This window comes from Streptomyces sp. NPDC051776 (assembly GCF_040681345.1).
GTDB lineage: Bacteria > Actinomycetota > Actinomycetes > Streptomycetales > Streptomycetaceae > Streptomyces.
Map to the genome: position 1 here is coordinate 24,637 of NZ_JBFAYQ010000032.1, position 21,220 is coordinate 45,856.

Consider the following 21,220-nt stretch of genomic DNA (forward strand, 5'->3'; position numbering starts at 1 on the left):
TCACCTGCGGGAACGGGGAGTTGTGACACCCGTGGCGCAGCGTTGCCCGGGGGAGAGCCGAACGCCCGGGAGAGCCAAGGGGCTTCGCGCACACGAAGTCCGGAATGCGGCCTTGCCGAGGATGCGCGGGATCGGGTCCTACGGGATGACGACGACGGGGCGCTGCGCGCGCCGCGCGAGCCGCCCCGCCACCGAGCCGAAGATCCGGCCGACCAGTCCGTGCGTGGACCCGACCACGATCGCGTCGGCGGAGTACTCCCGGCCGACCTCTTCCAGCTCGTGACAGATGTCCCCGCCCCTCTCGACGAGGATCCAGGGCACGTCGGACAGATAGTCCGCGCAGGCGAGTTCGAGACCGAGGACCTCGGTGCGGTGGTCCGGGACGTCCACGAAAACGGGAGGCTCACAACCCGCCCAGACCGTCGTCGGCAGCCGGTTGGCGACATGCACGATGATCAGGCCCGAGCCCGATCGCACGGCCATGCCGATGGCGTACGCGAGGGCCCGCTCGCTGGAGGTCGAGCCGTCGAAGCCGACGACAACTCCGTGCCGGAACGCCGGATCGCAAGGGTGGCGTGACTCTTCCGCCGCTTCCAGGCGCGCTGTCGGATCAGCGACCTGCTTGCGGTCCGCTGGTTCGGGAATCTCGTGACCGGCCATCGGTGTCTCGGCGAAGGATGTCCTCTTGGGAGGGGAACGACAGTTGGAGCAGCTCGGACCTGGCGGATCGTCCGGGAATCATCTTCCCAATCCCTTACCCACAAGGGTACGGCGACACTCCCCACCTGCCCAGGGCCCGCCTCCCCGCACGAGGGCGGGGCAATGCGACAGCCGCGGAACGGCTTCCCGGGAGCATGCCGGAGCCGGGCCCGTAACGCAATGCCCCCGTGTGATGACTCACAGCGTTCACCGTGTCACACTGCGGTGATCAGGACATACATCGTCGCCGGTCGTCCGGTTCCGTACCCTCGCCACGGCAAACCGGCGCGTGTTCGGACCGGGCCCGGGAGCGGTCGCAACCGAGGCTCGCACCGGCGCACGCCGCCGTTCCATGCGCCGGGGGCGTACGCCGGTCGACTCCCGGCCTCATCGCCCGCGCCTCCGAATTTTTTCGGCCAACTTCACGCAACCACACATGAGTTGCAGGAACGGTTCCCGAACCACCTCTTGAGCGGGACGGAACGGGGTGTCCCGGGCGTAACCACCCCATCGTCCGGGGTCGGGAGCGGGAGGCGCACTTCCCAGCGGCGCCGTCGAGTGCAACGCTTCGTGATCGAATGCTTTACGCCAAGTTGTCATGTCGACATAGCGGTGGGTGGTGAACTTGTCACGCCGACCTCATACGACGCAGTAGATTCGATCTTGGCCATTCACGGCGGGGGACTTGTGCAGGACCGAGGGGAAACGTGCAGGAGCGACCTAACCGAGGAGCCGCGACCACCGAGGGGGGCTTAGTGCCATGAGCCAGGACTCCACGACCGCACCGGAGGCCGCACGGAAGCTCTCCGGGCGTCGCCGCCGCGAGATCGTCGCAGTGCTGCTCTTCAGCGGCGGGCCCATCTTCGAAAGCTCCATCCCGCTTTCCGTGTTCGGCATCGACCGCCAGGACGCGGGGGTGCCCCGGTACCGCCTGCTGGTGTGCGCCGGCGAGGACGCACCGCTGCGCACCACGGGCGGGCTCGAACTGACCGCGCCGTACGGCCTCGACGCGCTGTCCCGGGCCGGCACCGTCGTCGTACCGGCGTGGCGGTCGATCACCGCGCCACCACCGGCCGGGTCCCTGGACGCCCTGCGCCGGGCGCACGAGGAGGGCGCGAGGATCGTCGGGCTGTGCACCGGGGCGTTCGTGCTCGCCGCGGCCGGACTGCTGGACGGGCGGCCCGCGACGACGCACTGGATGTACGCGCCGACGCTGGCCAAGCGATATCCGTCGGTCCACGTGGATCCGCGCGAGCTGTTCGTCGACGACGGCGACGTGCTGACCTCGGCCGGGACCGCGGCGGGCATCGACCTGTGCCTGCACATCGTGCGGACCGACCACGGGGCGGAGGCCGCGGGAGCGCTCGCCCGGCGGCTGGTCGTCCCCGCGCGGCGCAGCGGCGGTCAGGAGCGCTACCTCGACAGGTCTTTACCGGAGGAGATCGGCGCGGACCCGCTCGCCGAGGTCGTCGCGTGGGCGCTCGAGCATCTGCACGAGCAGTTCGACGTGGAGACCCTGGCGGCCCGCGCCTATATGAGCCGCCGCACCTTCGACCGGCGGTTCCGCTCCCTCACTGGGAGCGCTCCCCTGCAGTGGCTGATCACCCAGCGGGTACTGCAGGCCCAGCGGCTGCTGGAGACCTCGGACTACTCCGTGGACGAGGTCGCGGGCCGTTGCGGCTTCCGCTCACCCGTCGCGCTGCGCGGCCACTTCCGTCGCCAGCTCGGCTCCTCGCCGGCCGCCTACCGGGCGGCGTACCGGGCGCGCAGGCCGCAGAACGGCTCGCACGAGCGCCTGGAGATCGGGGAGCAGCGCGGACCGTCGGATCCGATGGCCGCGCCCGTACCGCTCCGACGGCACGGAGCGGGCGGAGGCTACGGCGGACCAGGGAGCGGGGCATACGAACCAGGCAAGCCGGAATCGGACGCCTACGCTCCGCGACTGGCCGGCCAAGGTGGGCACGGCGGGCGCATATCCGGGCGCCCGGCGGTCCCCGGTCAGCGTGACCGCCCCGTAGGGTGAGACACATGAACGATCGCATGGTGTGGATCGACTGCGAGATGACCGGCCTCTCGCTGTCGACTGACGCGCTCATCGAGGTGGCCGCCCTGGTCACCGACTCGGAGCTGAACGTGCTCGGCGAAGGGGTGGACATCGTGATCCGCCCGCCCGTCGAGGCGCTCGCGACCATGCCCGAGGTGGTGCGGCACATGCACACGGCCTCCGGGCTGCTCGACGAGCTCGACGGCGGCACGACGCTGGAGGACGCCGAGCAGCAGGTGCTGGCGTACGTACGCGAGCACGTACCGGAACGCGGCAAGGCCCCGCTGTGCGGAAACTCCGTCGGCACGGACCGCGGCTTCCTGGCGCGCGACATGCAGACGCTGGAGGACTACCTCCACTACCGGATCGTCGACGTCTCCTCCGTCAAGGAGCTGGCGCGGCGGTGGTACCCACGGGCGTACTTCAACAGCCCGGAGAAGAACGGCAACCACCGGGCTCTGGCGGACATCCGCGAGAGCATCGCCGAACTCCGCTACTACCGGGAGGCGATCTTCGTTCCGCAGCCGGGACCGGACTCCGACACGGCCAAGACGATCGCCGCGCGCCATGTCCTCCCGGCGGAACGGACCGGTGCCGTACGCGACCCGCAACCCGCGGACTAGGGCCACGCTCCCGGCCCGGACGACCCGCCGCAAAGCCGGGAGCGAGCACGCCATCGGACCCTGTACACTTTTTCTCGGCCGGTGCGGAAGCACCGGTCATGGTGGGTATAGCTCAGCTGGTAGAGCACCTGGTTGTGGTCCAGGATGTCGCGGGTTCGAGTCCCGTTACTCACCCTGAACGACCGAGACCGGACCTGCGATGGCAGGTCCGGTCTTCGTCGTTTCCGACTCCTCGGGAACAGCGTGGGCACACCACCTATGCCGATGCGGCGGCCGGGACAGCCTCTGTGCCCGGACGGCAGCCTCACCCCGCCGAGCGCCGGATCATCAGGGTGTTGTCGCGGCGCATGGCCGCGCTGCCGTCGGGGGCCGTCCGAGTGCGCTCGTACTCCTCGCTCCTCAGCACCTCCCAGTTTCCCTGCGCGAGGTCGAGCCCGTCGAGGACCTCCTGCGGCGTCGGGAAGTGGACCTCCGGGTGCGGGTCGTGCGTCCACGGCGGGAAGGAGGCATGCCCGACGACGAGGAGCACGCCGCCGGGAGCGACGGCCGCCGCCGCGTTCCGCAGGATCCGTTCGCGCGGCAGATCGCCGGGCGAGTGCAGGAAGTGCGCGCTGACGAGATCGAAGGACCCCTCGGGGAACGCCTCGGCCAGGTCGGCGCGCTGCCAGGCGATGCGGTCGGCGACGCCCTCGTCCGACGCGTGCGCGGCGGCCCGGTCGAGCGCGACCCGGGAGATGTCGGTCGCCGTGACCCGCCAGCCCTGCTGTGCGAGCCAGATCGCATCCGCGCCCTCACCGCAGCCCAGATCCAGTGCGCGGCCCGGCGGGAGCCCGCTGATCTCCCTGACCAGAGCGGTGTTGGGCTTCCCGCTCCAGATCCGGTCGCTGTCCGCGTAGTGGCCGTCCCAGAACTCCGCGCCCGAGGCGGTCCCGTCGGTCATCGGCGTCTCCTCCGTGGTGTGCATGCGGGGCAGGGCTCTGGGTGCGCGGGTCCGGCCCCTGGATGCGCGGGCGAAGCCGGGCGTCCCTGACGAGCCCCTGCGGTGAACGATGTGCCGGCCGGACGGCGACGCTCCCATCCTCCCGCCCTGACCCATTCGAGAGGTCCCTCCACGCGACCGCTTTCGAGAGGCGACACATTCGATACCGGTCGCGACTGATCCACCCCGTCCGCGGCCCGTATCACCACCGGGCCCCCGACGATCGTGGTGCGCCGCCACGAGCCCGGCGTGACACGGAGACGATCGACGGGGCGGCCGCGCCCCGCGCAAGAGCAGGAGGCACCCCATGGAGTCCTTTCCCCATCCCAGCCAGGGCGCCCTGGTCGCCCATTTGCTCATCGTGCGCGACCAGGACGCCTCCCGCGCCTTCTACAAGCGCGTCTTCGACGCCGAGGTGGTGAGGGAGAAGGACCCCGTGATGCTGCGGTTGTACGGGACCTGGCTGATCCTCAACACGGGCGGCGGGCCGACGCCGGACAAACCGGAGGTGGTGGCCGTTCCGCCGGAGAACCACCGGGAGTTCTCCAGCATTCTGAATGTGCGCGTGGCGGACATCGACACCGCCTACCGGACCTTCACCGAGCGGGGCGCGCGCTTCCTCACGCCGCCCGTCCAACGTCCGCAGGAGCGGCGTTGCTTCATGACCGACCCGGACGGCCATCTCATCGAGGTCGGCGAGTTCGAGCCGTCGTACCTGGCCGCCCACCGTCCGGAAGGCGACCGCTGAGGGGGTTGAAGAACGAAGCCTCAGGACGACTTACGGACCACCAGCTCCGTCGGCAGGACCAACTGCGGCCGACCGGGGCCGCGTTCGGTGATCTCCTCCAGCAGGACACGGGCCATCGCCCGGCCCATCTCCTCGATCGGCTGGCGCACGCTGGTCAGGGGCGGATCCATGTGGCGGGCGATCGGGGAGTCGTCGAAGCCGACGAGAGCGATGTCGTCCGGCACCCTGCGCCCGGCCTCGCGCAGCACTTGGCGGGCGCCCGCCGCCATCACGTCCGACGCCGCGAAGACCGCGTCCGGCCCCGGCTCCCGGTCCAGCAGCTCCCGCATGGCCCGCCGCCCGCCGCCCTCCGTGAAGTCGGCCGCCACCACCAGCGCGTCGTCCTCCGGCAGCCCCGCCGCGGCGAGCGCCGCGCGGTAGCCGTCGAGGCGGCACCGGGCCGCGTGCATGTCGTGCGGTCCCGCGATCGTGCCGATCCTGCGCCGGCCGCCCGCGAGCAGATGCTCCACGGCGGCACGGGCTCCCCCGGTGTTGTCCGAATCGACGTACGCGACGGGCTCCCCGGCCGTGCGGCGGCCACCGAGGACCGCGGGCATCTCGATCTCCTCCAGCAGATCGGGCAGCGGGTCGTCGGCGTGCACAGAGACGAGCAGTACGCCGTCCACACGGTGTCCGCTCAGGTACTGGGCGAGGCGCTGCCGCTCCTTGGGCGTACGGATGAGGATGAGCAGCAACTGCAGCTCGGTGTCGGCCAGTTCTGCGCCGACGCCCCGTATGACGTCGGAGAAGTACGGTTCGGCGAAGACGCGGGTCTCCGGCTCGGGGATGACGAGGGCGACCGCGTCGGCGCGGTTGCCCGCGAGCGCCCGTGCCGCCCGGTTCGGGGTGTAGCCGAGCTCTGCGACGGCCTCTTCGACGGCCGCGCGGGTCCGGGCGCTGACCCTGGGCGAACCATTGATCACCCGCGAGACGGTGCCGCGGCCGACCCCCGCCCGTGCGGCCACCTCCTCGAGGGTGGGCCTGCCGCCGGGGCGCCCGCCACCGCGTCGTCCGGTCCCCGCCATGTGCGCCTCCAGCCATGCGTCCCGTATCGGGTGCCGCCGTGTCATTGAACATCATTTCGACTGCCACGAGTTGCTCGTGTCCGCGGCCTTGACACCCCACCGGGGAGCCGTAACCCTTCAACACATCACGTCTGGGAGCGCTCCCAAGGTACCGGAGTCCTACATATCCCGTACGTTCCACGCCCGTGCCCGCAGCACCACTTCCCCTGTCGCAACCCCCTTGGCCGGGAGCGGTACGTCAGTGCAGAGGAGTACGCAATGCGCTCAAAGTCCCGCACACCACACCGGTCGGTGGCCCTCGCGGCCGTCGCCGCACTGGGCGCCGGCCTGCTCGCGGGCTGCGCCGACGACAGCGAGGAGTCCGGCACCGCGAGCCCGGTCGGCAAGGACGGCAAAGCCGGGACCACCGTCACGATCGGAGTCTTCGGCGTCTTCGGCTACAAGCAGGCCGGGCTCTACGACGAGTACGAGAAGTTGAACCCGGGCGTCACGATCAAGGAGACGTCGATCGAGCGGGTCGACCAGTACTATCCGCAGCTGCTGACCCACCTCGGCACCGGGAGCGGGCTGCAGGACATCCAGGCGGTCGAGGTCGGCAACATCGCGGAGGTCGCGCGACGCCACGCGGACAAGTTCGTGGACCTGGGCCGGGCCAAAGGCGTCGACAAGGACAGCTTCGTGCCGTGGAAGTGGGCCCAGGCCACCGCCGAGGACGGCAAGACCATCGGGCTCGGCACCGACATCGGCCCGATGGCCATCTGCTACCGCAAGGACCTGTTCAAGAAGGCCGGGCTGCCGACGGACCGCGACGAGGTCGGCAAGCTGTGGGCGGGCGACTGGCAGAAGTACGTGGACACCGGTGAGGACTACATGGCCCATGCCCCCAAAGGCACGGTCTTCGTCGACGCCGCAGGTGGCGTCTACAACGCCGCGATCAACAGCAACGCCGAGCGCTACTACGACAGCAGCGGGAAGCTCATCCACAAGAAGAGCCCCGCCGTGAAGGAAGCCTGGCGCCTGGCGATGGACGTCATCGAGGGGAAGATGACGGCCAAGCTCAAGCAGTTCGACAAGACCTGGGACCAGGCGTACGCCAACGGCCGCTTCGCCACCGTCTCCTGCCCACCCTGGATGCTCGGCTACATCAAGGAGAAGGCCGGGAAGGCGGCCAAGGACCGGTGGGACGTCGCGCCCGCGCCCAAGCCCGCGAACTGGGGCGGCTCGTTCCTCTCCGTGCCCGAAGCGGCGAAGCACAAGGACGAGGCCGTGAAGCTCGCCGCCTGGCTGACCGCCCCCGAGCAGCAGGCCAAACTCTTCGAGAAGCAGGCCAGCTTCCCCAGCTCACGGGCGGCCTACGACCTCCCGGAGGTGGCCGGTGCCAAGCACGCGTACTTCGACGACGCACCCATCGGCAAGATCTTCGCCGACGCCGCCGAAGGCATCCCGACGCTGGTCGTGGGCGAGAAGGACCAGGCCATCCAGACCGCCTTCACCGACATCGGCATCCTCCAGGTCGAACAGCAGGGCAAGTCGCCACGCCAGGGATGGAATGCGGCGATGAAGAACATCGACAACGCGCTGGACCAGTGACGCCCATGGCCGTCCAGCCGGACACGGTCGCGCCCCCCGTGGTGGAGGGGGGCGCGGCTTCCGGCGCGCGCAGGGCCGCGGAGCGGCGCAGCCGCCGCTACCGCCGGGACGTGCGGTGGAGCCCGTACGCCTTCGTCGCACCGTTCTTCCTCTTCTTCACCGCGTTCGGCCTCTTCCCGCTGCTCTACACCGGCTGGTCATCGCTCCACCGGGTCTCGCTGCACGACCCCACGCACATGGAGTGGGCCGGGCTGCACAACTACACCCGGCTCATGGAGGACGAGTTCTTCTGGAACGCGTTGCGGAACACCTTCACGATCGGGGTGATCTCCACCGTCCCGCAGCTGATGATGGCGCTGGGCATCGCGCACCTCCTCAACTACCGGCTGCGCGGCTCGATGTTCTTCCGGGTCGCGATGCTCACCCCGTACGCGACGTCGGTGGCCGCGGCGACCTTGGTGTTCGTACTGCTCTTCGGGCGCGACTACGGGATGGTCAACTGGGCGCTGGGACTGGCCGGGAGCGACACGATCGACTGGCAGAACGGCAACTGGAGCTCACAGATCGCGGTGTCATCGATCGTGATCTGGCGCTGGACGGGCTACAACGCGCTGATCTATCTGGCCGCCATGCAGGCCGTGCCGAGCGATCTCTACGAGTCGGCCGCGCTGGACGGGGCCTCCCGGTGGCAGCAGTTCATGCATGTGACGATCCCGTCGCTGCGGCCGACGATCCTCTTCACCATCGTCGTCTCCACGATCGGGGCCACCCAGCTCTTCGGGGAGCCGCTGCTCTTCGGCGGGGCGGGCGGGCAGAAGGGCGGCGCCGCGCACCAGTTCCAGACCCTGGGGCTCTACATGTACGAGCAGGGCTGGTTCAACTTCCACCTCGGCCGGGCCGCCGCCATCGCCTGGACGATGTTCCTGATCCTGCTGCTGGTCTTCCCGCTCTACTTCGCCGTGGTCCGGGCAGTGCGCAGGAACCGTGAGGAGGCGTGATGACGACGACGGTCGTCGCGGACGAGGCGCGAGGAGCGGACGGGAGGAAGGTGTCCGGCGCACCCGGAGGGCGGGATCGGAGCGGTCGCGTACGGAGGGCGGGTCGCGCCGGTACGGCCGGGCGGCAGCTCCACGGCGGCAGGATCACCTACGCCGTGCTGGTCGTCTTCACGGTCGGCTCGCTCTTCCCGCTGCTGTGGACTGCGGTCGCCGCCTCGCGCACCAACTCACGGCTGGCCCAGACGCCTCCGCCGTTCTGGTTCGGCGGCCGGCTCCTGCAGAACCTGGAGACCGCCTGGACCGACGCCAACATGGGCCTGGCGCTGCTCAATACGACGATCGTGGCCGGGACGATCACGATCGGCACGGTGCTGTTCTCGACCGTGGCCGGATTCGCCTTCGCCAAGCTCCGCTTCCGGCTCAGGAACGTACTGCTGATGCTCACGATCGCCACCATGATGGTGCCGCCGCAGCTCAGTGTGGTGCCGCTGTTCATGACCGTCGCCGAACTGGAGTGGACGAACCAGCTCCAGGCGGTGATCCTGCCGACGCTGGTCAGCGCGTTCGGGGTGTTCTTCATGCGGCAGTACCTGACCGAGGCGCTGCCGACCGAGCTGATCGAGGCCGCGCGCGTGGACGGCGCGAGCAGTCTGCGCATCGTGTGGCACGTGGTCTTCCCCGTCGCCCGGCCCGCGATGGCGGTACTGGCCATGCTGACCTTCGTCCAGGCGTGGAACGACTTCTTCTGGCCGATCATCGCGCTGACCCAGGACAACCCGACGGTGCAGGTCGCGCTGACGGGACTCGGCCGCGGCTACATCCCCGACCAGTCGGTGATCATGGCGGGGGCGCTGCTCGGCACCCTGCCCCTGCTGCTGGCGTTCACGGTCTTCGGCAAGCAGATCGTGGGAGGGATCATGAACGGCGCGATCAAGGGCTGACTCGCGTTTTCGGCGCCGCCGTCCCCTCCCCCCTTCCCCCCACCCACCCCCACCTCCCCCGCACCGAGCCACCCCCTGCCACCTCATCCCGCACTGCCGACCATGGGAGCGCTCACATGACCGCAAGCTTTCCGCCCGGCTTCCTCTGGGGCGCGGCGACCGCCGCGTACCAGATCGAGGGAGCAGCGCAGGAGGACGGCCGCACTCGCTCCATCTGGGACACCTTCAGCCACACCCCCGGCAAGGTGGCCGGGGGCGACACCGGTGACGTCGCCGTCGACCACTACCACCGCTACCGCGAGGACGTCCGTCTCATGGCGGAACTCGGGCTCGGCGCCTACCGCTTCTCCGTCTCCTGGCCACGAGTGCAGCCGACCGGCCGCGGCCCCGCCGTCCAGCGCGGGCTGGACTTCTACCGCGCGCTCGCCGACGAACTCCTGGCCCACGGCATCACACCGCTGCTCACCCTCTACCACTGGGACCTGCCGCAGGAACTGGAGGCTGCCGGCGGCTGGCCGGAGCGGGACACCGCCTACCGGTTCGCCGACTACGCACGCCTCGTCGCCGACGCGCTCGGCGACCGCGTCGAGATGTGGAGCACCCTCAACGAGCCCTGGTGCAGCGCCTTTCTCGGCTACGGCTCGGGCGTGCACGCCCCCGGCCGCACCGACCCCGTCGCCGCCCTGCGCTCGGCACACCACCTCAACCTCGCGCACGGACTCGGCGCCCAGGCACTGCGCGGGGCGCTGCCCGCCCGCGCCCGTGTGGCGGTCAGCCTCAATCCCGGTGCGGTACGGCCCCTGACCCCGTCCGCCGAGGACCGCGACGCAGCGCGACGGATCGACGCCCTCGCGACCCGTATCTTCACCGACCCCATGCTCCACGGGCAGTACCCGGCGGACCTCTTCGAGGACACCGCGCACATCACCGACTGGGACTTCGTCCGCGACTTCGACCTGACCATCATCAAGCACCCCCTGGACGCGCTGGGCATCAACTACTACACGCCGACAGTAGTATCAGCGGCCACTGACAGCGAGCCTCCGCGCAGGGACGGCCACGGTGCCAGCGAGCACTCCCCCTGGCCCGGTGCCGATCGGGTCGCCTTCCACCAGCCGCCCGGCGACCTCACCGCCATGGAGTGGTCCGTCGACCCGACCGGGCTGTACGACCTGCTCATGCGGTTCACCCGCGAAGTCCCGCGGCTGCCCCTTCTCATCACCGAGAACGGCGCCGCGTACGAGGACAAGCCCGACGCCGACGGCGTGGTCCAAGACCCGGAGCGGATCGCCTATCTCCACGCCCATCTGTCCGCCGCCCACCGCGCCATCGCCGACGGCGCCGACCTCCGCGGCTACTTCCTGTGGTCCTTCCTGGACAACTTCGAGTGGGCGTACGGTTACGAGAAGCGATTCGGCGCCGTCCACGTCGACTACGCGACCCAGGCCCGTACGCCGAAGTCCAGCGCCCGCTGGTACGCCGACGTGGCCCGCACGGGGGTGCTGCCTCCCGCCTAGGCCGCGGCATCGGCTCCAGCGGAGCACGCCCCGGCCGGAGGGGGTCTCCGGTCCGGGGCGCGCGTGGGGGGTGGCAGTGCGAAAGACGGAATCCGGGGCGGATGGGTTCAGTCGTTGTACGCACCAAGGGCCCGGGTGTACGCGAGCTCGTCCTCGAGGACCGAACTGCATGTCGCCCGGGCCGACTTCGCACGGCCTCCGGGGCACGGCTTGTCGCGCGTGGAGGACCACATCGAGAGCCACGCCAGGTCCTTGGACTCCGCGAACGCCACCAGTTCCTTGGCGTCGTCCAGCGTGAACGTCTCGGTCGTGACGTCGTTGAGCCCGATCATGGGGGTGACCGCGAGGGTCTTCCACGCCGCGGCGTCCGACAGCCCCAGCGCGCTCCGCAGCTGCTTCTGCGTGGAGGTGGCCGCCTGGATCGCGTAGAGGCCCATGTCGTCGCCGAAGGACGTCCCGTAGTCCATCGCCATGATGTTCACGGCGGAGATCCGCACGCCGTTCTTCCTGGCGTCGGTGAGCAGGTCGAGGGCCCTCGGGTTCAGCCCGGCCGGCATCACCGGCAGGGTGTACGACACCTGGAGGTCGGGATGGTCCTTCTGGAGCCGGGCGACGGCCCGCGCACGGCGGGTGTTAGCCGCCGTGTCGGTCAGCGCGTCCCGCTCGACATCGAAGTCGATCTTGGTGAGCCGGTAAGTGTCGATGATCCTGCCGTAGGCATCCGCGAGCCGGCTGACCGACCGGCAGGATCTGGCCAGTTCCGATCCACCCTGGCCGCCGAACGACACCCTCACGTCCCCGCCCTTCGCGCGCAGCGCCTCGATCCGGCCGGCCACGGCGTTGTCGGCCAGGGCGGACTTGCCGCCCCACTTCGGCGTGCACGCGGCACCGGGGCTGATGAAGGCGAGATTGAACTCCTTCACCCCGGTCTTCGTGGCCGTGTCGACCATGTCGTAGGGCGGGGAGAGCGTGCTGTCCACGTACGGGGCGAAGCGCGCTGATGCCGGGCGCGGGTCCTTCGTCCCGGTGGGCGAGGGTCCGGAGGGGCGCTCCCGGCCGGACGGCGGCGTGCGGGGCGTGGCGGACGGCCGGTGCGCATCCTTGTCGTCCGTGCCGGTCAGCAGGTGCACGCCCCCGCCCGCGACGACGGCGGCGGTGACGATCGCGCCGACCGCTACGGCCGCACGGCTCGTCCCGCGCGGGCGCGCCCTGCTCATGACGTTGTGGCTCCATTCCGCGTCCTTGGCTGCTGTACGAGCACGCTAACGCCCGTACGAACGGAACAGAGTCGGGACCGGTGGGGAGGTGAGACTTCTTACAGACCGAGGTGGGTCTTCTCACGGCCCGCCCGGCATTGCGCCGTCGTGCCCACCCGGGCTGGTTACGGTCGGCCTTCCTACCCGGGCTTGTTATGGCCGGCCTTCCTACCCGGGCTCGATATGTCCGGACTTCCTACCCGGGCTTGTTCCGGCCGGACTTGAGGTCCTCGGCCTTCCGCCCCCGCCTGCGCCGGACGACGCGGTGTCCCCGGCCGCCCGGGAGCACACCGCTCCGGCCGTCGAGCCCGAGCCGGACCCGTACCTCCGTACCGCCGAGCACCGAAGACCCGATCCGTACGTCACCGACGGTGGACTCGGCAACCCGGCGGACGATGTCGAGCCCGAGGCCGGTCGAGCCGGGGCCGCCGTCGCCCTGCCCGCGCCGCAGCGCCGCGTCCGGGTCCTCGATTCCGGGCCCGCGTCCGAGACGAGCACGATCACCGCGTCCTCACCGTTGTGCACATCCACCGAGAAGGGGGTGCCCTCGGGGGTGTGCCGGAAGACGTTGCCGAGCATCGCGTCGAGGACGGCGGCGAGTTCGGGGCGGGCCACGGGAACGCGCGCGGGCCGTTCGACCCGGCCGTCCGGACCCTCCGGCCCTCGTCCTCGGCGAGCGCGGACCAGAAGCCCATGCGCTCGCGGATCACCTCGGACGCGTCGCAGCCGGCACCGGAGCCCAATGGCCCCTGTGTCTGCGGCTTCTGCTCGCGAGCGGTGCGGATGATCCGGTCGACCTCGCCCTCGAGCCGGGCAACGGCGGTCCGGGTCTGCTCGGCCGCGGCGCTGTCGCCCAGGAGGCGGCGTTGAGCCGCAGCACGGTCAGCGGGGTGCGCAGCCTGTGGGAGAGGTCGGCGGCCAGCTCCCGCTCGTTGGCCAGCAGTTGGACCACCTGGTCGGCCATGGAATTGAAGGCGACGGCGGCGGCCCGGAGCTCGGCGGGGCCCCTCTCCGGGACGCGTGCGGCGAGCCGGCCCTCGCCCAAGTCGTGTGCGGCGCCTGCGAGTTCCTCCGCCGGCCGCACCATACGGATGCCCAGCCGGTCGGCGATGGCGACGGAGCCGACGATCAGGGCGAGGCCGACCGCGGCGAGGACGGCCCAGGCGGTGGCGACGCCGTTGGTGACCTCGCTGTCGGGCACGAACACCTCGACCACGGCGACCTGTCCTGAGCTGATGGCGGTGGGCCGGAGCAGTGCGTATCCACCGGGCACCGGCGAGATCGAGGCGCGGCCCATACGCGTCACGGTCGCGAGATCGGCGTCGCTGACACGCCGCTTGCCGATCTCCACGGCGGCCCCGTCCCCCGGCCCGGCGGGGCCGCGCGGCCCGGGCGAGTTCTTGCCGCCGCGCCTCTGCCCGTCGGCGGGGACGTGGACTGCCATACGGCCCTCCGCCCACAGTTCCGTACTGGCGACGGCGCGCTGCAGAGGTCTGCGGTCGGTGGTGATGGCCAGGGCCGGGCCGAGCGTCGCGGCCTGACGCTCGGCGTTGGAGAAGGCCCGGTCGCGTGCCATCTCCTTGACGACGAGTCCGAGCGGGACGGCGAAGGCCACCACGACCATGGCGGTGGGAGTGGATCCGGGTGAGTCTTCTGCACATGGAACGGCCACCCGCCGACCGTCCAGGTCGTGGACGAGTAGCCGGAACGCAGCCACGCCGGCGGCGGTCCCGTGGACGGGGCCGCCCGGCCGGATCCCGCAGGCGGGACGCTGGGTTGCGATCCCGTACGCGGGGCCGCTGGGTCGAGGTCGCGTACGCGGGGCCGCTGGGTCGAGGTCGCGTACGCCGGGCCGCTGGGTCTCGGTCCCTTATGCGGGGCCGCAGGGCCGGATCCCCTGCGCCGGGCCGCTGGATCAAGGTCCCCTACGCGGGGACGTACGGCCGAATCCCCTACGCGGGGACGCTGGGTTGCGGTCGCGTACGCCGGGCCGATGGGTCGAGCCCGTACGCGGGGACGCTGCGTTACGGTCCCGTACACCTGGCCGATGGGGCGAGGTCCCGTGCGCGGGGACGTGTACGCGGCGGGTCGCGTGACTCGGGGTTGCGTACGTGGGGCCGGGTCTCGCCCGGACGGATTCGTTCCGGGTATGTCGTGCACTCAGCGGGCGAGTCCGGGGCGTGCGATGCCGGTCACCCGAAGGCGTCGTCCGGTGGCGCGGGGGATGGCCGCGCCACCGCGTCGCGGACCGGCACCGCGCCGCCGGTGAAGTCGGACAGCGCCTTCCCGTGCTCCACCCGCCCCAGTTCGGGGTCCCCCGCGGCCCGGCGCATCAGGTCGGCGACCGGCAGCGCGGCGTCCGAGGCGAGCAGCACGGCGTTGCCGAACCGCCGCCCGCGCAGCACCGCCGGGTCGGCCACCGCGCACAGCTCGGGGAACAGCGTCCCCACGGTGGCGTTCTGGGCGCGCAGATGGGCCAGCGGGGGCCCGTCGGCGAGGTTCGCGGCGTAGAAGCCTCCCGGCCGCAGGGCCTGCGCACCTCGGCCGTGAACTCCGTGCTCGTCAGATGCGCGGGTGTACGGGCCCCGCCGAACACGTCCAGAATGATCAGGTCCGCCCAGCCGTCCGATACCTTGGCCAGCCCGGCGCGCGCGTCCCCATCCCTGACCCGGATCCGCCATCCGCTCTCCAGTGGCAGCTCTCGGCGTACGAACCGGACGAGCCGGGCGTCGAGTTCGACGACCTGCTGGGTGGAACGGGGCCGCGTCGACGCGATGTACCGCGCGAGGGTGAAAGCGCCGCCTCCCAGATGCAGGGCCTGAAGGGGCCGGCCGGGCGGCGCGGCCAGATCGGCGATGTGGCCCAGCCTGCGCTGGTACGCGAAGTCGAGGTACGCCGGGTCGTCGAGGTCCACGTGGGACTGCGGGGCACCGTCGATCAGCAGGGTGCGAGCGCGCGGCCGGTCGGGGTCGGGGACGAGCTCGGCGGCGCCACCGTCCACCTCCTCGCGGACCGTCTCGGCACCGCGCCGTCTGCCCTTTGCCATGCCTCCAGTATCGCGGCGGGCGTCCCAAGGGCTGTACGGACGTCCGGCATCGCGGTTCCGCAGGCCGGGGGCCGACAGAGCGACCGGCCGTGGGGGCCGACAGAGCGACCGGCTCAGTGAGGGGCACAGTGACCGGCCCAGGGACCGGCTCAGGGACCGGCTCAGGGACCGGCCCAGGGACCGGCTCAGCGACAGCCGTCGGCGGCTTCGATCAGGCGGGCGGCCTCGCCCAGGGCGGCCCGGAGCACCTCCGGGTCGGTGACGGAGTTGTCCCCGGCGGGCGGCACCAGCCAGCCGTCCCCCTCCGACTCCTCGGTGACCAGCGGCAGTCCGCGCCCGGAAGTCTGGGTACAGGCGCTGCCGGGCACGTCCCACGCGTCGGCCGTCCCGGGCGGCACGAGGAAGCCCAGGGTGTCGCCTCCGCCGTCGAGCAGCACGGGGCCCACGGCACCGGACTCGGCGGCGTCCGCGCCTCCGGGAGGCGCTCCGGGGCCCACGGCCCGCCGCAGGATGTCGACCGCCTCCAGGCCCTGACGCGCCGGGACGGTCACGAGATCGCATCCGTCCGCGGCGTCGGACGCCCGGCTGAAGTCCGGGCTGGGGTGATGCTGGGCAGTCGTCTGCGAACCACTGATGTCCACGCCGGCCTCCACCACGAGTAACCCCTCCTCCGAGAGGAGCGCCGCCGCTCCTCTCCAGGGTTCAACGCGGAGCGGCGTCAACGGCTACGGCGGCACGCCGCCGTAAAGGATGGCACTTCATGGCGGATCGTGGGTGAGATATCCGGTTTGTAGCCAAACCCTGGGTATTGGCGGTGTCACAACAGGTACGGTCTGCCTCGCCGGTTCGGGCGTTCCGGACGGTCCGGACCGTCCCGTCGCGCACGGACCGGCGGCCCAGAGATCCCGCCCCGTTCCGGGGCGGAGCACCGCCAGGGAGAGGGCTCGGCCATGGCCATGCCGTCTGCGTCTTCGTCACGGTCCTCGCGAGGCTCCGCCGCGCGCCCCGCGCCGCAGCGGAACACGGCCTTCCGGGAGCTGCGCGGCCCGCTGTCCCCGGGAGAGTTCGCCGCTGCCGTACGCCGTGCGGCACGCGACATCGGGGAGCAGGTCTCCTGCGACGCCCGCTACATCGGGCGCGTGGAGTCCGGGGAGATCCGGTGCCCCAACTACGCCTACGAGCGTGTGTTCCGGCACATGTTCCCGGACCGCACTCTCGCGGACATGGGCTTCGCCGCCCGCGAGGATGTGCGCGGGCGGGGGGCCCGCGCGTATGGCATGGTGCCCGCGGCTCGTAACGAACCACTTCCCCCTGTCACCACCCACGAGGAGAGCGACGTGCTGCGTCGCGCATTCATGACCGGCGGCCCGGCCGCCGCCCTGGCCGCCGGATCCCTGGGGCTGGGCCTCTCCCGCCCGCCCCGGCGCGCCGGGGAATCCGAGGCCGCCGAGGTCGAGGAGGCCGTACGCCGCATCCGCCTGCTCGACGACCGGCACGGCGCGGACGGACTCTACCGGCGGGCCGCCCAACCGCTGCGCACCGCCTACGCCCTGCTCGACGCGGGGACCCAACGCCAGTCCACCGCCGACCGGTTGCATGCCGGGGCCGGTGAACTCGCCATCTCCGTGGGCTGGCTGGCTCATGACTCGGGCCGCTTCGCCGACGCCCGCTCCCACTACGGCGAGGCGCTCGCGACGGCACGCATGGCGGGCGACGCGGCGCTCGAGGCACACGCCTTCTGCAACACGGCATTCCTGGCGCGCGACGCCGGACGGCCGCGCGAGGCCGTACGCGCCGCGCAGGCGGCGCAGCGCGCGGCGCGTCATCTGTCCTCGCCGCGCCTGATGTCGCTGCTCGCGCTGCGCGAGGCGGGCGGCTGGGCGGGGCTCGGTGACCGCGCGGCGTGCGAGGCGGCGCTGCTGCGGGCCCATGCGCTCTTCGGGCGGGGCCCTTCGGGCGACGACCCGGAGTGGATGTCCTTCTACGGCGAGGCCGAACTCGAAGGCCTGGAGGCACAGTGCTGGTCGACGCTCGGCGAGTGGGGGCGCGCGGCCGATCACGCGCGCCGCGCGGTGGCCCTGCAGGACTCCCATTTCGCGCGCAACATCGCGCTGTTCACTGCCGAGCTGGCGGGGAATCTCGCCCGGGACGGGGCGCCTGACGAGGCGGCGCACTCGGGACGGCGGGTGCTTCGGCTGCTCGAGCAGGTCCAGTCGTCCCGCATCCGCGCGATGCTGGACACCACGGCCGAGTTCCTCCGACGCCGCCATGCGGACTCCGCCGCAGTGGCCGACTTCCTGGCGTGTCACGCGGCAACGGCGCACGCCTGAAGTTCGGTGAACGGGGCGCGTTGCGGAAATCGCGCGCCACGGCGATGAGGTGCACAACCTCGGATGCCCGCGCACAACAACTCGTATGCGGTACCTGCCTCTTTCGGCAACGGCGCGCCGAGGGCGCCCGCGGCTCCCTCGGCGCGCTCCCGCCCCCGGCAGGGCGCCCGGGGCCACCCATCAGAGCGATGCGACCTGACCGGCGAGGTCGATGTGGCCGAGATCGTTCCAGCGCTCCAGCGCCGTCTCGCCGTATGCCCAGCCCAGGACCGAAAGCGACGTCGGGTCCAGCATGATGCGCGCCGCGAAGGACACGTGCCGGCCGAGCCAACGCGCCGCCAGCGCCCTCAGGATGTGCCCGTGCGCGAAGACCAGGACGTCACGGTCCGCCGAGCACGCCCATTCCACCACCGCGTCCGCCCGCCGCGCGAGGTCGTCGAGCGTCTCGCCCTCCGGTACGCCGTCCCGCCAGATGAACCACCCGGGCCGCTGCGCCTGGATCTGGGCCTGCGTGAGGCCCTCGTACGCGCCGTAGTCCCACTCCATCAGTACGTCCCACGGCTCGGCCCGGTCCCCGAACCCGGCCAGGTCGCAGGTCTCTGAGGCCCGGGAGAGCGGGCTCGTACGGATCTCCGCGTCCGGCAGGCCGTGGAACGGCGCCTTGTGGAGCCGCCCGCCGAGGAGTTCGGCGCCACGCCTGCCCTCGTCCAGCAGGGGGATGTCGGTGCGGCCGGTGTGCCTCCCGGACGCCGACCACTCCGTCTTTCCGTGCCGGACCAGCAGGATGCGCGGTGCCATGGGGACCTCTTCACTAGACGAGCGTGCGGTGCACCGACGCCTTTGAACCTTTTGCGGCGTCGATTTCCATCATCGCTCACCACCTCGCGAACAACCCGGCGGGCGATCTCCGCGTCTTCCTTCTCGCACACCCGCCAACGGGGGCCGAACAGCAGGCGAACGCGGTGCTGCGACGTCACCGGGGCGGTGTGTACCGGATCCGGCTTACACCGTACGGTTGACCGCGCGCCTGTTCGGCGCCTGAACACTTGGAGAGCGTCCGGATGCCCCGTACCGCGCCCGCACCCGTGCCCGCGCACAGCACCGGAGGATCACGCGGCATCCTTCCTCGCCGGTGGGCCGAGCTGTCGCTGATCGTCGCGGTCTACTGCGCGTACTCGGCGGGGCGTCTCCTGGCACGGGGCGACACCGCGCTGGCCGTCGACCACGGTCTGGCCATACTCCGTATCGAGAAGCTGATGCACCTCAACGCGGAGCATCCGCTGAACCGTCTCTTCACGGAGTACGCGTCCCTGGGCGTCCCCGCCGACTTCGCGTACGCAACGCTGCACTACCTCGTCACGCCGGCGATCCTCGTCTGGCTCTGGAAGCGCCGTGCGTCGCACTACCGAATAGCCCGCACCTGGCTGATGGTCTCGACCCTCATCGGCCTGGTCGGCTTCACCCTGCTCCCCACCTGCCCGCCACGGCTCCTCGCCGAGGGCTACGGCTTTGTGGACACCATGGCCCAGTACGGCTCGTACGGCTGGTGGGGAGGCGAGGCGAGCGCGCCGCGCGGCCTCGGCGGGTTCACCAACCAGTACGCGGCGATGCCGAGCCTCCATGTGGGGTGGGCCCTGTGGTGCGGGGTGATGCTCTGGCGCCACGGCAGGTCTGCGCTCGCCAGGACGGCCGGTGTCGCCTATCCCCTGATCACCGCCATCGTGGTGATGGGCACCGCGAACCACTACTTCCTCGACGCCGTCGCCGGCGCGGCGGTGATGGGGATCGGGCTGCTGCTGGCGCGACCGGCGCTGCGGCTCGGTGACATGGCCCGGGACCGGATCCGTCGGCGCGTTGCTTCCGGGGCCCGCCGCTCCTCCGGACCCGCCGGTTCCCCCGACTCCCCGGGTTCGTACGGCTCTTCGGCCGCCACCGGCCCTTCGAAAGCCACCGGCTCCCCCGCCGCGACCGGCTCCGCGGCCGACTCCAAGGCCACTGGATCGACCACCGGATCGACCACCGCACCGGCCGTCGCAGCAGCCGTCGCACCGGCCGCCGAGAGGGGAACCGCGACGATTGTCGGTGACGGATGCGAGACTTCGGCAGGTGAACGGATCCCTCGACAGCCGAGCCGCGGCGGCCGCCACCAGGACGCCGTCACCGCCGTCGGCGCTGCCACCGCAGGCCATGCCCCGGCCGGTGACGGCGCTCCGGCAGCGGCTCGCTGAGCTGCGCGGACCCACCGCGCCGCCGCACCCGCTGGACGCCCGCGCCCTCGCGGCACTCGCCGCCAACCCGGGATGCCGCCGCCGTGCGCTGCTCGACGGCGCGGGGGTGGACAAGGCGGCGCTCGCTCACGCGCTCGGCGCACCAACGAGCTTCGGCCAGTCCCAATTCGCCTTCGCCCGGGGGCATGCGTTCGAGGCGCGCGTCCGGGCGGACGACGGCGCCGAGTTGATCCGCCTGCTGTGCGCGAGCCTCGGCGACGGGGAGGAGTCGCCCGGGGAGGTGTCCGTCCCCGATCTGACGGCTGCGGGCCCCGAGGGCCGGACGGCCCGTACGCGCCTGGCCCTTGAGGAGGCGACCGGCGCGGGCCGCTGGGCGCTGCTGTTCCATCCCATGGTGGTGCTCGACGTGGCGGGCTCGCCCGCGTACCTGGAGCCCGACGCGGTGGCGGTGCACCCGGACGGTCGCTGGACGGTCGTGGAGGTCAAGTCGTTCCCGGTGGTGGACGGTTCGGCCGACGCGGCAAAGGTGGGCGCCGCCGCGCGGCAGGCCGCCGTCTACGTCCTGGCGTTGGAGGAGCTGGCCTCGGAGCTCGGCGTCGCGGGGCGCGGCGAGGACGGCAGCGGTCCCGTACACCACACCGTACTGTTGGTCTGCCCCAAGGACTTCTCCAACCTGCCCACGGCCGAGCCCGTGGACGTCCGCAGACAACGGGCCGTAACCCGACGGCAGTTGGAGCGGCTGACCCGGATCGAGGAGATCGCCGAGGCGCTGCCCGAGGGCACCACGTTCGACCTCCGCCTCGCCGACGACGGCAGGACTCCGACGCGGCCTGCCGAGGAGCTGACCGCTGCCGTGGAGGCGGTCGCGGCGGCGTACGCGCCGGAGTGCCTGGCCACCTGCGAGCTGGCGTTCCACTGCCGTGCCCGGGCGCGCGCGTCCGGTGCGGTGGAGGCGGTGGGCCGCTCGGCGCGCGGCGAACTCGGCGGCCTGAGGACCGTCGGGTCCGTCCTCGCGGCTGCCTTCGGCGAGGACGGCGAGGGCGGAGACGCGTACGCGGAGGACGACGACCCCACGGTCGCCGCCCTCCGCCGCGCCGCCGCTTTGCGGGCCGAGGCGCTGTCCGCCGCTGCCGGGCAGGGAGGCGCACCATGCCGCT

General features: G+C 71.7%; 16 protein-coding genes, 1 tRNA gene and 2 pseudogenes. 11 read left to right on the forward strand and 8 right to left on the reverse strand.

Annotated features, from left to right (window positions below; genetic code table 11):
* Positions 1 to 138 precede the first annotated feature (138 nt).
* Positions 139 to 660, reverse strand: a complete 522-nt coding sequence (locus AB0M26_RS22670) for a universal stress protein (protein WP_365263635.1) — start codon at positions 658 to 660, stop codon at positions 139 to 141.
* A 799-nt stretch (positions 661 to 1,459) separates the two neighbouring features.
* Between AB0M26_RS22670 and AB0M26_RS22675 the strand changes: the two genes are divergently transcribed.
* The 3 genes from AB0M26_RS22675 to AB0M26_RS22685 all read left to right on the forward strand — a co-directional run bounded on the left by AB0M26_RS22675 (position 1,460) and on the right by AB0M26_RS22685 (position 3,540).
* Positions 1,460 to 2,722: a helix-turn-helix domain-containing protein gene (locus tag AB0M26_RS22675; protein ID WP_365263636.1), complete on the forward strand. Its 1,263-nt coding sequence runs from the start codon at positions 1,460 to 1,462 to the stop codon at positions 2,720 to 2,722.
* A 5-nt stretch (positions 2,723 to 2,727) separates the two neighbouring features.
* Positions 2,728 to 3,366 (forward strand): oligoribonuclease, encoded by a 639-nt coding sequence (gene orn, locus AB0M26_RS22680; protein WP_365263637.1) that lies wholly within the window; start codon positions 2,728 to 2,730, stop codon positions 3,364 to 3,366.
* A 101-nt stretch (positions 3,367 to 3,467) separates the two neighbouring features.
* A tRNA-His gene (locus tag AB0M26_RS22685) sits at positions 3,468 to 3,540 on the forward strand.
* A gap of 130 nt (positions 3,541 to 3,670) precedes the next feature.
* On the opposite strand, the gene AB0M26_RS22690 is transcribed toward AB0M26_RS22685, so the two are convergent.
* Positions 3,671 to 4,306, reverse strand: a complete 636-nt coding sequence (locus AB0M26_RS22690) for a methyltransferase domain-containing protein (protein ID WP_365263638.1) — start codon at positions 4,304 to 4,306, stop codon at positions 3,671 to 3,673.
* A gap of 346 nt (positions 4,307 to 4,652) precedes the next feature.
* Here AB0M26_RS22690 and AB0M26_RS22695 point away from each other — a divergent pair, with 346 nt between their 5' ends.
* Positions 4,653 to 5,093, forward strand: a complete 441-nt coding sequence (locus AB0M26_RS22695; RefSeq protein ID WP_365263639.1) for a VOC family protein — start codon at positions 4,653 to 4,655, stop codon at positions 5,091 to 5,093.
* A gap of 20 nt (positions 5,094 to 5,113) precedes the next feature.
* On the opposite strand, the gene AB0M26_RS22700 is transcribed toward AB0M26_RS22695, so the two are convergent.
* Positions 5,114 to 6,157: a LacI family DNA-binding transcriptional regulator gene (locus AB0M26_RS22700; RefSeq protein WP_365263683.1), complete on the reverse strand. Its 1,044-nt coding sequence runs from the start codon at positions 6,155 to 6,157 to the stop codon at positions 5,114 to 5,116.
* Positions 6,158 to 6,415: 258 nt separating this feature from the next.
* On the opposite strand from AB0M26_RS22700, the gene AB0M26_RS22705 reads away from it, so the two are divergent.
* From AB0M26_RS22705 to AB0M26_RS22720, 4 genes are all read left to right on the forward strand, one after another.
* A complete protein-coding gene (locus AB0M26_RS22705; RefSeq protein WP_365263640.1) occupies positions 6,416 to 7,747 on the forward strand; it encodes an extracellular solute-binding protein in 1,332 nt (443 codons plus the stop codon).
* 5 nt (positions 7,748 to 7,752) lie between these two features.
* Positions 7,753 to 8,745 (forward strand): sugar ABC transporter permease, encoded by a 993-nt coding sequence (locus AB0M26_RS22710; RefSeq protein WP_365263641.1) that lies wholly within the window; start codon positions 7,753 to 7,755, stop codon positions 8,743 to 8,745.
* Positions 8,745 to 9,686, forward strand: coding sequence for a carbohydrate ABC transporter permease (locus AB0M26_RS22715; protein ID WP_365263642.1), 942 nt, complete (start codon positions 8,745 to 8,747; stop codon positions 9,684 to 9,686). Before AB0M26_RS22710 ends, AB0M26_RS22715 begins: the two co-directional genes overlap by 1 nt.
* A 116-nt stretch (positions 9,687 to 9,802) precedes the next feature.
* The gene (locus tag AB0M26_RS22720) at positions 9,803 to 11,203 is read left to right on the forward strand and encodes a GH1 family beta-glucosidase (protein ID WP_365263643.1); all 1,401 of its coding nucleotides are present in this window, start codon (positions 9,803 to 9,805) and stop codon (positions 11,201 to 11,203) included.
* 107 nt (positions 11,204 to 11,310) lie between these two features.
* Here AB0M26_RS22720 and AB0M26_RS22725 read toward each other — a convergent pair whose 3' ends face one another.
* From AB0M26_RS22725 to AB0M26_RS22740, 4 genes and pseudogenes are all read right to left on the reverse strand, one after another.
* A complete protein-coding gene (locus tag AB0M26_RS22725; RefSeq protein ID WP_365263644.1) occupies positions 11,311 to 12,420 on the reverse strand; it encodes a chitinase in 1,110 nt (369 codons plus the stop codon).
* 235 nt (positions 12,421 to 12,655) lie between these two features.
* Positions 12,656 to 14,083, reverse strand: a pseudogene (locus AB0M26_RS22730) (HAMP domain-containing sensor histidine kinase).
* A gap of 568 nt (positions 14,084 to 14,651) precedes the next feature.
* Positions 14,652 to 15,505, reverse strand: a pseudogene (locus AB0M26_RS22735) (fused MFS/spermidine synthase).
* A gap of 185 nt (positions 15,506 to 15,690) precedes the next feature.
* Positions 15,691 to 16,161 carry a hypothetical protein gene (locus AB0M26_RS22740; protein WP_365263645.1) on the reverse strand — a complete coding sequence of 157 codons (471 nt, stop codon included), beginning with the start codon at positions 16,159 to 16,161 and terminating at the stop codon, positions 15,691 to 15,693.
* Positions 16,162 to 16,455: 294 nt separating this feature from the next.
* Between AB0M26_RS22740 and AB0M26_RS22745 the strand changes: the two genes are divergently transcribed.
* The gene (locus AB0M26_RS22745) at positions 16,456 to 17,835 is read left to right on the forward strand and encodes a tetratricopeptide repeat protein (protein WP_365263646.1); all 1,380 of its coding nucleotides are present in this window, start codon (positions 16,456 to 16,458) and stop codon (positions 17,833 to 17,835) included.
* Between the two features lie 180 nt (positions 17,836 to 18,015).
* Here AB0M26_RS22745 and AB0M26_RS22750 read toward each other — a convergent pair whose 3' ends face one another.
* Complete coding sequence (locus AB0M26_RS22750; RefSeq protein ID WP_365263647.1) at positions 18,016 to 18,633, reverse strand: histidine phosphatase family protein; 618 nt, start codon at positions 18,631 to 18,633, stop codon at positions 18,016 to 18,018.
* A gap of 263 nt (positions 18,634 to 18,896) precedes the next feature.
* On the opposite strand from AB0M26_RS22750, the gene AB0M26_RS22755 reads away from it, so the two are divergent.
* Entirely contained in the window at positions 18,897 to 20,063 is a 1,167-nt protein-coding gene (locus tag AB0M26_RS22755) for a phosphatase PAP2 family protein (RefSeq protein ID WP_365263648.1), read from the forward strand.
* A partial coding sequence (locus AB0M26_RS22760) for a hypothetical protein (RefSeq protein ID WP_365263684.1) occupies positions 20,023 to 21,220 on the forward strand: 1,198 nt, incomplete at its 3' end. The genes AB0M26_RS22755 and AB0M26_RS22760, both read left to right, overlap by 41 nt.

Coding starts and splice junctions, on each gene's coding strand:
- AB0M26_RS22670 (WP_365263635.1), bottom strand. CDS start 660: ATGGCCGGTCACGAGATTCCCGAACCAGCGGACCGCAAGCAGGTCGCT.
- AB0M26_RS22675 (WP_365263636.1), top strand. CDS start 1,460: ATGAGCCAGGACTCCACGACCGCACCGGAGGCCGCACGGAAGCTCTCC.
- orn (WP_365263637.1), top strand. CDS start 2,728: ATGAACGATCGCATGGTGTGGATCGACTGCGAGATGACCGGCCTCTCG.
- AB0M26_RS22690 (WP_365263638.1), bottom strand. CDS start 4,306: ATGACCGACGGGACCGCCTCGGGCGCGGAGTTCTGGGACGGCCACTAC.
- AB0M26_RS22695 (WP_365263639.1), top strand. CDS start 4,653: ATGGAGTCCTTTCCCCATCCCAGCCAGGGCGCCCTGGTCGCCCATTTG.
- AB0M26_RS22700 (WP_365263683.1), bottom strand. CDS start 6,157: ATGGCGGGGACCGGACGACGCGGTGGCGGGCGCCCCGGCGGCAGGCCC.
- AB0M26_RS22705 (WP_365263640.1), top strand. CDS start 6,416: ATGCGCTCAAAGTCCCGCACACCACACCGGTCGGTGGCCCTCGCGGCC.
- AB0M26_RS22710 (WP_365263641.1), top strand. CDS start 7,753: ATGGCCGTCCAGCCGGACACGGTCGCGCCCCCCGTGGTGGAGGGGGGC.
- AB0M26_RS22715 (WP_365263642.1), top strand. CDS start 8,745: ATGACGACGACGGTCGTCGCGGACGAGGCGCGAGGAGCGGACGGGAGG.
- AB0M26_RS22720 (WP_365263643.1), top strand. CDS start 9,803: ATGACCGCAAGCTTTCCGCCCGGCTTCCTCTGGGGCGCGGCGACCGCC.
- AB0M26_RS22725 (WP_365263644.1), bottom strand. CDS start 12,420: ATGAGCAGGGCGCGCCCGCGCGGGACGAGCCGTGCGGCCGTAGCGGTC.
- AB0M26_RS22745 (WP_365263646.1), top strand. CDS start 16,456: ATGGCCATGCCGTCTGCGTCTTCGTCACGGTCCTCGCGAGGCTCCGCC.
- AB0M26_RS22750 (WP_365263647.1), bottom strand. CDS start 18,633: ATGGCACCGCGCATCCTGCTGGTCCGGCACGGAAAGACGGAGTGGTCG.
- AB0M26_RS22755 (WP_365263648.1), top strand. CDS start 18,897: ATGCCCCGTACCGCGCCCGCACCCGTGCCCGCGCACAGCACCGGAGGA.